Source organism: Vreelandella indica (genome assembly GCF_037070225.1).
Lineage (GTDB): Bacteria > Pseudomonadota > Gammaproteobacteria > Pseudomonadales > Halomonadaceae > Vreelandella > Vreelandella arctica.
Genome location: NZ_JBANSO010000016.1, coordinates 67,809 through 80,421 on the forward strand (window position 1 = coordinate 67,809; position 12,613 = coordinate 80,421).

9 protein-coding genes are annotated in these 12,613 nt (G+C 54.2%); all 9 read left to right on the forward strand.

The window, feature by feature from the left end; translation table 11 throughout:
- The first annotated feature begins 77 nt into the window (after positions 1–77).
- Positions 78–4,082 carry an ATP-dependent RNA helicase HrpA gene (hrpA, locus tag V8L71_RS12515; protein WP_336274312.1) on the forward strand — a complete coding sequence of 1,335 codons (4,005 nt, stop codon included), beginning with the start codon at positions 78–80 and terminating at the stop codon, positions 4,080–4,082.
- Positions 4,083–4,210: 128 nt separating this feature from the next.
- Entirely contained in the window at positions 4,211–5,332 is a 1,122-nt protein-coding gene (locus V8L71_RS12520) for a beta-ketoacyl-ACP synthase III (protein ID WP_336274313.1), read from the forward strand.
- Between the two features lie 42 nt (positions 5,333–5,374).
- Positions 5,375–6,214: an MlaA family lipoprotein gene (locus V8L71_RS12525; RefSeq protein ID WP_336274314.1), complete on the forward strand. Its 840-nt coding sequence runs from the start codon at positions 5,375–5,377 to the stop codon at positions 6,212–6,214.
- A gap of 8 nt (positions 6,215–6,222) precedes the next feature.
- Positions 6,223–7,416 carry a PP2C family protein-serine/threonine phosphatase gene (locus V8L71_RS12530; RefSeq protein WP_336274345.1) on the forward strand — a complete coding sequence of 398 codons (1,194 nt, stop codon included), beginning with the start codon at positions 6,223–6,225 and terminating at the stop codon, positions 7,414–7,416.
- The gene (locus V8L71_RS12535) at positions 7,406–7,924 is read left to right on the forward strand and encodes an STAS domain-containing protein (protein WP_336274315.1); all 519 of its coding nucleotides are present in this window, start codon (positions 7,406–7,408) and stop codon (positions 7,922–7,924) included. The genes V8L71_RS12530 and V8L71_RS12535 overlap by 11 nt, the downstream gene beginning before the upstream one ends.
- A 178-nt stretch (positions 7,925–8,102) precedes the next feature.
- Positions 8,103–9,290 (forward strand): multidrug effflux MFS transporter, encoded by a 1,188-nt coding sequence (locus V8L71_RS12540; protein WP_336274316.1) that lies wholly within the window; start codon positions 8,103–8,105, stop codon positions 9,288–9,290.
- Positions 9,291–9,334: 44 nt separating this feature from the next.
- Positions 9,335–10,066, forward strand: a complete 732-nt coding sequence (locus tag V8L71_RS12545) for a sulfite exporter TauE/SafE family protein (protein WP_336274317.1) — start codon at positions 9,335–9,337, stop codon at positions 10,064–10,066.
- A gap of 127 nt (positions 10,067–10,193) precedes the next feature.
- Positions 10,194–11,207: a substrate-binding domain-containing protein gene (locus V8L71_RS12550; protein WP_336274318.1), complete on the forward strand. Its 1,014-nt coding sequence runs from the start codon at positions 10,194–10,196 to the stop codon at positions 11,205–11,207.
- 153 nt (positions 11,208–11,360) lie between these two features.
- The gene (gene pstC, locus V8L71_RS12555; RefSeq protein WP_101147905.1) at positions 11,361–12,611 is read left to right on the forward strand and encodes a phosphate ABC transporter permease subunit PstC; all 1,251 of its coding nucleotides are present in this window, start codon (positions 11,361–11,363) and stop codon (positions 12,609–12,611) included.
- Positions 12,612–12,613: the final 2 nt, after the last annotated feature.

Here is a 12,613-nt window from a genome sequence, read left to right on the forward strand (position 1 = left end):
CTATACGACCCGCTCAATTGAGCGGGTTGATTTTTTTATAGCTCTAGTTAAACGTCTCTTGTTAAATGCCCAAGTGAATGGAAGCCGACTCAATCGTGACCACCGACACATCTCCAGCCCCTACCGATAGCCAACGTCTCGCGTCGCTGCAACAGGCGGCAGGGAGTGTGATGCTGCGCGATGCAGAGCGGCTGGAACGTCGCTTGGCGGGCTTATACCGCCGTCAGCGCGACAACAAGCCCATCAGCCGTGGTTTGGATGAAGTGCAGCGTGAACTCGACCGTTCTCAGCAACAGCTTAGCCTGCGTGAAACCCAGCAAGTCGCGCTTAATTATCCGCCTGAGCTACCGGTAGTTGAACGCAAAGAAGATATCGTTAACGCGATACGCGATCATCAAGTGGTGGTGGTGGCAGGGGAGACCGGCTCAGGCAAAACCACCCAGCTACCTAAAATGTGTCTGGAGCTTGGACGTGGTCGCCGCGGCTTGATTGGTCACACCCAGCCGCGTCGTCTGGCTGCCCGCAGCGTTGCTGGGCGTTTGGCTGAAGAGCTGCAGGTCTCTCTGGGCGAACAAGTGGGTTATCAGGTGCGCTTCACCGACCAGAGCAGCCCGAGTACGTTGGTTAAATTGATGACCGACGGGATTTTGCTTGCCGAGACCCAGCACGATCCGCTGCTACTGCGCTACGACACCATCATTATCGATGAAGCCCACGAACGTAGCCTCAATATCGATTTTCTGCTCGGCTATTTAAAGCGTTTGTTACCTAAGCGCCCCGACCTGAAGATCATCATTACCTCAGCGACAATCGACGTCGATCGCTTTGCTAAACACTTTGGCACTGCGACAACGCCCGCCCCGGTCGTGGAAGTCACCGGGCGTACTTATCCTGTTGAAGTGCACTATCGTCCGCTAATACGTGACGACCAGGATGAGGAAGACCGCACGCTCCAAGAGGGAATCCTGCACGCGGTGGGTGAGATCGAAGCTATTGAGCGTGAGAAAGGCTGGCTGCATGGTCCCCGAGATGTGCTGGTGTTCTTACCCGGCGAGCGTGAAATTCGTGAAACAGCCGATATTTTGCGCCGAGCCGATTTAAAGGGTACCGAGATTTTGCCGCTTTACGCCCGACTCTCCAATGAAGAGCAGAATCGCGTGTTTGCGCCTCACCGAGGGCGGCGTATTGTGCTGGCCACCAACGTCGCGGAAACCTCGCTAACGGTGCCGGGCATTCGTTATGTGATCGACCCAGGGCTGGTGCGTATCAGTCGCTATAGTTACCGTTCCAAGATCCAGCGACTGCCGGTGGAAGCGGTCAGCCAAGCCAGCGCCAATCAGCGCAAGGGGCGCTGCGGACGGATCGCCGAAGGTGTGTGTATTCGCCTCTACAGTGAAGAAGATTTTCTATCCCGGCCTGGTTTTACCGACCCTGAAATTCAGCGCACCAACTTAGCGTCGGTGATTCTCTCGATGTTGGGGCTTAAGCTTGGCGATATTGAGGCGTTTCCGTTTGTTGATCCCCCCGATAGCCGCTTTGTTAAAGATGGATTTCGGCTGCTGTTCGAGCTGGGTGCTGTCGATGAGCGACAGCATCTCTCGCCGCTTGGCCGTAAGCTGGCGCGGCTGCCGATTGACCCGCGTCTAGCGCGGATGGTGTTGGCGGGCGCCGAATTCGGCAGCCTGCGCGACGTACTGATCGTGGTCTCTGCGCTGGCCATTCAAGACCCGCGTGACCGGCCTGCAGACAAACGACAAGCCGCCGATCAAGCCCACCAGCGCTGGCATGATCCTGATTCAGATTTTGTCGCCTTGCTGAACCTCTGGCACGGCATTGAGAACGCCCGGGAGGCCTTGTCGGGCAATCAACTGCGCCGATGGTGCCGCGATCACTACATCAACTACCTGCGCATGCGCGAGTGGCACGATACCTTCCGCCAGCTCCGTCAGCTGCTGCGCGATATGGATATCGACGTGCCCGCGCCGCCTGTGCGTGATGAGGAAGAGAGCGAAGAGCAGGCTAGGCAGGCACGACGTAAAACCTCCGGTAAAGTTCACCAGGCGCTGCTTTCAGGGCTACTCTCCAATTTGGGTACGCTGGTGGAGAACCGCGAGTATCTCGGCGCCCGCAATCGTAAATTTATGATCCACCCTGGCTCTGGGTTGGCCAAGAAGTCGCCCAAATGGATCATGGCGTTTGAGATGGTGGAGACCTCTAAGCTGTTTGCCCGTACCGTGGCCAAAATCGAACCGCAGTGGATTGAGCCCCAGGCACAGCACTTGGTTAAGCGCAGCTACAGCGAACCGCATTGGGAGATGAAACGCGCCCAGGTGGTGGCCTTTGAGCAGGTCACATTGTTTGGACTGCCGATTGTGGCGCGGCGCCGGGTGCACTACGGGCCAATCGCGCCCCAGGAGTCCCGGGAGTTGTTCATTCGCCGGGCACTGGTGGAAGGGGAGTTTCAGACCAAAGGCGCCTTCTTTGCCCATAACCGCGCGCTGATTGACGAAGTCGAAGCATTGGAAGACCGTGCTCGGCGGCGGGATATTTTGGTTGATGAAGATACGCTATTTGATTTTTACGACCGGCGGATCCCGGCCGATATTGTCAACGGCAAGGGCTTTGAGCACTGGCGGAAGCAGGCCGAGCAGCAAGACCCGCAATTACTGCACTTTGATATCGATTCGCTTAAAGCACGCGATGCGGGCGACGTTACCCAGGCGCAGTACCCTGATCATTTAACCCTTGCTGGCGTCGCCTATCCGGTGAGCTACCACTTTGACCCCGAAGCTGAAGATGACGGTGTCACCCTGACCATTCCCGCCGCTATGCTGCCGCAAGTGCCGGTGCATGCGCTGGAGTGGCTGGTGCCGGGGCTGTTACGCGAAAAGTGTATTGCGCTGCTGAAGTCGCTGCCAAAAAGCATTCGCCGCCAGGTGGTGCCGATCCCAGATTGGGTGGATGCCGCGCTGGAAACCTTGGTGCCTGATCAACGCCCGTTAACCGAGGCGTTAGGTGAATTTATTCGCCGCCGGACATCAACGCGTGTGCATGCTGACGACTGGCGTTTGGATTTGCTCGAACCGCATTTGATCATGAATATTCGCGTGGTGGATCATGCGGGAGAAACCCTTGGCCAGGGGCGTGATCTACGAGCGCTGGAGCAGCGCTTTGAGGCAGCCGCCAGCGCTGGCGCCCAGGCGTTAGCCAAACAGGTGAGTTCTGAGCCTGCCGTTGCAGGGCTGCCCAAGGAGCCGCTGCCTGCTTCGCGTGTTACTACCCAGGCAGGCATTCGTGTTGAGGCGTATCCTGCGTTGGTCGCTGAAGCCAGCGAGTTCAAAGTCGCGCTGTTTGATCACCCTGCAAAAGCTGACGCCGCGCACCAGGAGGGCATCGCCCGACTGGCGATTGCCAAGCTGCCCGAACAGGTTAAAGCGATTAAGCAACTGCCAGGTGTCGAGAAGTGCGCGCTGCTATTTGCCAAAGTGGGCAGCAAGCAAGCCCTGATTGAAGACCTGCTGCTAGCGGTGTTTACCCAGATCGTCGCTCAGCACCCGCTGCCGCGCTCAGAAGGGGAGTTTGAACAGCGGCTGACGGCCACTCAGAACCAGCTTGTTGAAGAAGCAAAAGCACTGCTGGTGAAGGTGGAAGCCGCACTGCAAGGGCACTTGGCAGTCAGTAAGGTGCTCAAAGGTAAGCTCAATTTTGCCTTGGCGCTGGTGTACAGCGATGTTAGTGCGCAAATGCAGCGTTTGGTTTATCCAGGGTTTATACGCGATGCCGGTGTGTGGCTGGATGAATATCCACGCTACACCGAGGCGGCGCTACTTCGGCTTGAAAAAGCCGCTCGTGAACGTGGCCGTGATCAAATGATGATGCAGGATGTTCAGGCATTAGAGGCCCGCTTTGATGCCCGCCGCGAAAGCGAGCGTCGCGGGCGGGTGGAAGACCCGGAGTTGGTCGCTTATGGCTGGTGGCTGCAAGAACTCAGGGTGTCACTATTTGCACAGCAATTAGGTACCCGTATGCCCGTATCGGTGAAACGCCTCGAAAAGCACTGGCAAGAGATTATCAGCGTTTAGCAAGTGGTTGAAAAAGGTGCTGGAAAAACCGCTATTTTACGCACACAGTAACGTTATGGGTTCGTCGCAGGTTATGCGCTAGCCATCACTGGCCAGCCACGTCGGCAAGCCGCTTAAAGGAGATTGGCATGACACATGCGGTGATTACCGGTACAGGACTCTATACACCGGAACACGCCATTGATAATGCGGCCCTGGTGGCGGCATTTAATGCTTGGGTAGATGGTGAGAATGAGCTGCACGCCGAGGCCATTGCGCGAGGAGAGCGTGAACCGCTGGCGCACTCAAGCAGCGAGTTTATTGAAAAAGCGTCAGGGATTAAGAGCCGCTATGTGCTCGATGCGTCAGGTATCCTTGACCCACAGCGTATGCGGCCTAAACTGCCACAGCGGAGTAATGACGAACCCTCGCTTCAGTGCGAGATGGCGACCGAGGCTGCGCGTCAGGCACTGGCCGCCGCTCAAGTGGATGCCGCTGATATCGAGCTAGTGATTGTTGCCTGCTCAAATCTAGAGCGTGCCTATCCTGCCGTGGCCGTTGAAGTCCAGCAAGCACTGGGAACAAGTGGCTATGGGTTTGATATGAACGTGGCCTGCAGTTCAGCCACGTTTGCTTTGGAAACCGCGGCAAATGCGATAGCCTCCGGTAGCGTCAAGCGCGCACTGGTGGTTAATCCTGAGATTTGTTCAGCGCATCTTAATTTTCGAGACCGTGACAGCCACTTCATTTTCGGCGATGCTTGTACTGCTGTGGTACTAGAAAATAGCGCTGTTGCCGTTGCTGATGAGCAGTTTGAAATCCTCGGTACGCGTTTGATCACTCAGTTTTCCAATGCGATTCGTAATAATGCGGGTTTTTTAAATCGCGTGACGGACAGTGATCCGATGGCGTTGGATAAGCTGTTCGTGCAGGAGGGGCGGCGGGTATTTAAAGAAGTTTGCCCAATGGTGGCCAAGTTGATCACCGATCATCTGGCGTCCTTGGAGTTAAACGGAAGCGACCTTAAACGTATGTGGCTGCACCAAGCTAATCAGCATATGAACGATTTGATTGCTCGTAAAGTGTTGGGGTATGACCCAAGCGAAACCCAAGCACCGATCATTTTAGATCGCTATGCAAACACCAGCTCAGCGGGCTCCATTATAGCGTTTCACCTTCATCGCGAGCAGTTCAATCAGGGCGATATTGGCGTGATTTGTTCATTTGGAGCAGGCTATAGCGCGGGCAGTGTCGTCATTCGGCGGGTGTAGGTCTCTGTCAACGTGCTGCGGAATCGGAAAAAGGAAAATGTCATGTGGCAGTGGTTAAGTAACGACAAGTCAACGCTTTCGTGGCGCTCAAAAGGGTTGCCGCTACTGCTGGTGGCGTTATTAGCGAGCGGCGGTTGTGCCAGCACGCAAACGGCAGAAAACACCAATCCAGACGACCCGTGGGAAGGTTTTAACCGCAAAGTGTTTGCGTTCAACGATGTATTGGATCGTTACGCGCTTAAGCCGGTGGCAAGAGGCTATCGCACTATTACCCCTGATCCGGTGGAGACGGGGGTAGGTAACTTTTTCTCCAATTTAGGCGAAATACGTACCGCTCTAAATAGCGTTTTACAGGGCAAGCCCGCTAACGCGGGTCTCGCTACTTCACGCTTTTTGATTAACTCCACCGTGGGCATTGGCGGGTTGTTAGATTACGCAACGCTGATGGAAATTACCGCGGATAAAGAGGATTTTGGTCAAACGTTGGCGGTATGGGGCTGGGATGATTCACGCTATTTGGTGCTACCTTTCTTGGGTCCAAGTACGCTGCGTGATACCACGGGCTTGCCTGCTGACATAGCCGCGTATCCGGTTACCTACGTAGAAGATGATACTGTTCGCATAAGCCTGACAGCGCTCAACCTGATTGACACCCGAGCGGGGTTGCTCGACCAGGAAAAGTTGATTCGCGGTGATCGCTACCGCTTTATTCGTGACGCTTACTTACAGAGCCGCCAGTTCGAGGTGACCGATGGAGAATTGGGCGATGACCCCTTTGCCAGCGATACCTTCGACTTTGATGATAGCGACTTTGATGACAGTGACTTTGAAGATAGCGACGCTGGTGACGACGGCGTTGGTGGCGAAAATAGCGCCGATTGAGGCTTATGATGGAGCATTCTAAGCAGTTGATCGCGGTGATCGACGAGCCGGGTCGAGAGCGCGACGCGCTGGCCGAAGCGATTACCTGCGATGGCATGTGGGTATTTGCCGCTGAAGATATCGACCACTTGCCTGCGGAGACGGCGCTAATTGTGGCCCACGCGAGAGCAGTGCCGCGCCAGCAGTGGTCGCAGCTTACGCGACACTTACCAACGCTGGTCGTGAGTGACTCGCGCCAGGATGCTGACCTTATCAAAGCCATTGACGTAGGGCTGGTGGATTATATCGTCCACCCTCTGCGCCATGCCGAGCTGCTGCGGCGTATGATTCGTAAAGCCATCGAGCTAAATGATTTGGCCCTAGAGCGTGAGCGTGATCACGAGCGTCTCGCGGAGTTAAATGAGAGCCTTGAGACGCATTTAGCGCTACTGCGTATGGATCAGCAGAGTGGCGGCCATATCCAACGGCGTTTACTGCCGCTGCGTCCAAAAATCATCAACGGGGTGTATTACGACTATGTATTTGCGCCTTCGCTCTATCTATCCGGTGATTTTTTAGACTATCAACGCTATAACGAGCGTTATAGCGCCTTCTATTTTGCCGATGTGTCGGGGCATGGGGCGTCGTCAGCCTTTGTCACGGTACTGCTCAAATATTTATGTAATCGTTGGCTGAGTGAGTGGGATGGCCAGCAGCCGGAAAAGCTGCCGCCGGATTGGCTAAAGGCGATGAACCGGGAGTTGCAGGGTACGGATATAGGGAAACATGCCACCTTATTTGTCGGTGTTATTGACCATGAGGCGCATACTCTGCACTATTCGCTCGGCGCTCAGCTTCCTATGCCGCTTTTAGCAGCAGGAGGAGAGCTAAGACGTCTTGAAGGCGAAGGAATGCCGGTAGGCCTTTTCCCCGATGTGGAGTATCCTTCGCTTAGCTGTGCGTTGCCGAACGACTTTTGTTTATGGCTTTGCTCAGACGGCGTATTGGAATGCTTGCCGGGTAAAACGCTCGACACGCGGCTCAAGGAGCTTGAGCAATTAGTAAGCGAGAGTGTCACGCTTGAGCAGTTGCGCGACCGGCTAGCAGAGACGAATGCTCTCCTTGCAGAAGGGGATGCAGAGTTCGATGCTAACCAGAAACGCGATGCTTTACCCGATGATCTAACAATCATGATGGTGAGCGGATTTGGTCATGCTGATTGAAGAAGGCCGCATTAAAGCGGCGTTCGATTCTGGTGTTTTTGTTTTAAAGCTGTGTGGCGATGTGCGCTTGACGCTTTGCGCGACACTCGATACCCAAGCCCAACGTCTCGCTGAGACACCGGGGTTGCGTGCCGTACTGATTGACCTGCGCGAGGCCACCAACGTGGACTCTACCGCGTTGGGTTTCTTAGCTAAGGTCGCCATGGCAGTAAAAGGGCGCTTAGAGCAGCCACCGACGATTATTGTCGATAATGATGACGTCCGAAAAATGCTGGACGTGATGGGTTTTGCACGCTTTTTTACTCTGATGGAAGCACCTCTACAGCAAGCCACCACGCTTAACGATGCACTCGAAGAGCTACCTGAAGAGCCTGCCGATGAAGAGGGGCTGCGTGATCGCATCCTGGAAGCTCATCGTATTTTGATGCACATGAACGAGCATAACCGCGAACAGTTTCAGCCGCTGGTTGACATGCTTGAGTCGCAAGACGCCGCCACGCATCAATAAACGCTCATCTTTAATCTGATCTGACTTTCCTTAGCGCTATCTCAGTGAGTGATCCATCGCTTTCACCCACTGCGATAGCGCTGTTTCTGTTGCGTTTAGCCCCGACAAGTGTCTTAAAATCGGCTATGATTAGCGGCCTATCTATTTCCGCGCGTTCGTTATCGCCGTAAGGAGACCCATGCATCTTAATCCCCGTCGTGTAGCGTTGTTAGTTGCCGCCAACACGGCGCTTGCCCCCTTTGCGATCGACGCCTACCTACCTGCAATGGGAATCATCGCCGAAAGTATCGGCGCTAGCATTCATCGCACGGAACTTTCCATTAGCGTGTTCTTGTTTGGCTTTGCGCTGGGCCAGCTCTGTTTTGGGCCATTATCGGATCGTATGGGGAGAAAGCCTGTACTGCTGGGCGGCCTAGTGGTGTTTATGTTGGCAAGTCTAGCGATCACCACGGTCGATAGTCTCTCCTCGCTGCTGGCCTGGCGATTTGTGCAGGCGTTGGGCGGCGGTGCTTGTGTTGTCAACTCGGCAGCGATTGTGCGCGACTGCTTTAGCGGTCGAGAGGCCGCCAAAGTAATGTCGACGATGGCGATGATTATGATGCTGGCACCGCTAGTGGCGCCAGCAGTGGGAAGTCTATTGCTGCATGTGGCCGGTTGGTGGTTAATTTTTGTTTTCTTGGCCGTTTATGCAGGATTTTTACTCTGGCTACTGGGAACTCGCCTACCTGAAACTCGCGATATGTCGCTTCCGGCGGCGTCACCACGCCAGGTCATTCGTAATTACGCCAGCGTTCTCAAGCATCGTGAAGGGATGGGCTATATCTGCGCGGTAGCCGCTTCCTTTGCGGGCCTGTTTGCATTTGTGACGGCTTCACCGTTTCTCTATCTCGACTATTTTGGTTTATCGCCAGGTACCTATCCGCTCGTGTTCGGTGTCAACGTACTGGTCATTGCGCTCTCAAACCGCGTCAATATTCACCTGCTGCGCAAACGCACGCCACAGCAGAATCTACGCTTGGGGCTGCTTGTACAGTTAGTGGCAGCACTGGGGTTGGTGTTGGTCACTGCGTTAAATATGGCGTCACTCATGTTAGTAGTGCCGCTTATTATGCTCTTCACCGGCATGATTGGGCTGATTACCCCGAACGCAATCTCGGCACTTCTGGATCACTTTGGCCATATCAGTGCCACCGCGACGGCGCTGTTAGGCGGCATCCAGTTTACCTGTGGCGCTCTCGCTGGGGTGATGGTCGGGTTGTTTGAAGTGGAACACCTTTGGCCAATGGTGCTAACGATGTTGGGCGCCGCTCTATTGGGGAATATCGGCGTGCGGAAATTAACCAAGTCGCCCGCCATAAGCGAGTAGCAGGGATGAATCGCAGGAATGAGCAATAAGAATGAACAGCCGTGATGGATAGCATGCTGGCCTGGGTCAATATGCCGATGAGTACCTGGTTAGCCTGCGCAGCCGTGCTGCTGCTGGGGGCCTTTGTCCAGCGCGCGACCGGTTTCGGTTTGGCCGTTATCGGGGCGCCGTTGCTGCTGATGCTTGAGCCACGATTGGTGCCGGTCATTTTAGTGCTGTTTGGCTTTACCGTTTCGTTAATGATGGTGCGTCACTATTGGCACGAGGTACGCCTGGATTCCATTGGCATGGCGTTAGTAGGGCGCCTGCCTGGCAATGCGCTAGGTATTTGGCTGCTGCTCGCCGCGCCGATGTTTCTGTTAGAAAAGCTAATCGCCATCATCGTGCTGTTTGCTGTGCTGGTGACGCTGTGCCGATTTAAGCTGCCGGTAAATCGAATAACGCTATTCGGCGCTGGCGTACTTTCAGGGATCTTTGGCACCGTTGCGGCTATCGGGGGCCCGCCCATGGTGATATTGATGCACGGCTTGCCTGCTGATCAGGTGCGGGGAAACCTGGCGGCTTTTTTCATTTTGACCTCGCTCTTGACCATTATTACTCTCGCCTTCGCTAACCAGATTCAGCTATGGCATTTTCAGGTTGCCCTTACTTTTCTCCCCGCGGTACTCCTAGGTAACGCAGTGGCGGACGCTATTGCTCATCGCTTGGATAGACGTTTACTGCAAGGCGCTTCGCTGGCGCTGTGTACCTTGGCGGCATTGGGTTTGCTGTTGTAAGCGAAAGCGAATTCCCCGCGTAGCGAAAAATCTTTCACGTATTACTCACTGTCATGAAGTTGTCATGGAACCAGTGCAAGGTATGCCTTGCGAAGGTTAGATCCCTACATGAACAGGAGTTTTTCGCATGAACCGTATTCTAAAAACCACCGTTATCGCGGCTGCTGTAATGAGCGTTGCCGTTGTTGCCCAAGCCCGTGATCAAATCCGTATCGTAGGCTCCAGTACCGTTTACCCGTTTGCCAGCTACGTAACTGAAGAGTTCGGTGCTACTACCGGAAATCCAACGCCTGTTATTGAATCAACTGGTTCGGGCGGTGGTTTGCGTCTGTTCTGTAACGGTGTAGGCGAAGGCACGCCCGATATCACCAACGCTTCACGCCGCATGAAAGTTGCTGAGTTTGAGCGTTGCGAAGAGAACGGCGTCACCGATATTACCGAAGCTAAGATCGGTTCTGACGGTATCGTGTTGGGTCAGTCAAGCTCCAACGATGACGTTGATTTCACTCTTGAGCAGATTTTCCTGGCAGTAGCCGCCCAGGTGCCGGTTGATGGTGAGTTAGTCGATAACCCCTACACCAACTGGAGCGATATCGATTCGGCGCTGCCTGACCGCGAAATCTCCATTTATGGGCCTCCGACCACTTCAGGTACGCGTGATGCGTTTGAAGAGCTGGTCATGGAAAGCGCCTCTTCAGAAATGGAAATTTATGGCGAAGAAGGCTATACCGATATCCGTTCTGACGGTATTTACATCGATGCTGGTGAAAACGATAACCTGATCGTTCAGCGCTTGTCAGAAGACACCGGTGCCTTTGGTATTTTCGGTTACTCTTTCCTTGAAGAGAATACCGATACTATCAGCGCTGCCACTATTGACGGCGTAGAGCCTGAAGCTGATGCAATCAGTTCCGGCGACTATCCTATCGCGCGTTCACTTTGGTTCTACGTGAAGAACCAGCACGCTGAAGAAGTACCGCCGATGTATGAGTATGTCGACATGTTTATGAGCGAGATGATGATTGGCTCAGATGGTTACTTGAAAGATATTGGCTTGATCGCACTGCCGGAAGGCGAGCGTGAAGAGTGGCGTCAAGCGGTAGCAGATCGCACTACAATGACAGCAGACGTTCTTAAGTAAGTCGTTAAGTTAGAAATGAAACTGGTCGGCAGCGAAAGCTGCCGGCCTTTCGTTTTATGACAGCGATATATTGGCGTTTGTCACATTGCTGTAATGTTTGTGCCCCAAAGTAGTCGCCAATACGATTTCATTAAGTAATGCGAGAGAAATTTGATGCAGACTAACCAGCTTCTTCTGATTTTTTGCGGTGCGTTACTATTGCTGGGGCTGCTGGCGTTTTTTGCTGGCCGTTCAAAAGCCACCCGTTTACGCAGTGCGGGTACGGCTATGTTTGCTCAGCCAGATCAATACGCCTGGTTCACCGTGCTCTCGACCGCTGGTCCAGCGGTGGTAGTGAGTGCGCTGGGGGCTTTTGTGCTGCTTTTGATGGGCGCTGATATCCCCACGCTCTATTTGCTAGCGTCAAGTTTGGTGGTCGCAGCTATAGGGCTAATGGTAAGCCTTAACCATGTAAAACCTGATTTTCATGCCCGTCAGGCCATTGAGCGGGTCATCCGCATGGTCTTGGCCGGGGCTGCGTTAATCTCCATTTTCACTACGTTCGGCATTTTGTTCTCGATCATCTCCGAGGCGCTGCGCTTTTTCCAAATGCACAGCTTCTGGGAGTTCATTACCGGCACCACGTGGAATCCAGGCGCGAGCTTTTTAGCGTCAGCGGGACGTGGAGACGGTAGTGGGGCTGAATTTGGCTCGGTACCGCTGTTTGCCGGTACCTTTATGATTACCGCTATCGCTATGCTGGTCGCTGTTCCTATCGGCCTGCTCTCCGCGATTTACATGTCTGAGTTTGCGCCACGTAATGTGCGCACCATTGCCAAGCCCGTGCTTGAAGTGTTGGCGGGTATTCCTACCGTGGTTTACGGCTTTTTTGCCGCAATTACGGTAGCGCCTATTATCGTTAACATCGCTGGTTTTTTTGGGCTCGATGCTTCCTATAACAATGCCGTTGCTCCAGGTGTCGTAATGGGCATTATGATCATCCCGTTTATCTCGTCGCTGTCTGACGATGTGATCAACTCGGTGCCCGATAGTATGCGCCAAGGGTCGCTGGCATTAGGTATGACCAAAGGTGAAACCATTCGAGACGTGGTTATTCCTGCTGCTCTGCCAGGGATTATTTCAGCGGCGCTCTTAGGCATGTCGCGTGCGCTGGGTGAAACCATGATTGTGGTAATGGCAGCAGGTATGCGGCCCAATCTCACCGCTAATCCGCTGGAAGATATGACCACGGTGACCGTGCGTATTGTGGCGGCTTTAACCGGGGACCAAGAGTTTGCAAGTGCTGAAACGCTGTCAGCCTTTGCCCTCGGGCTGGTGCTGTTTGCGGTAACGCTCTCGCTGAACCTGGTGTCCGTCCTGATGATCCGTCGTTTCCGCGAAAAATACCGCGTGAATAACCTGTAACG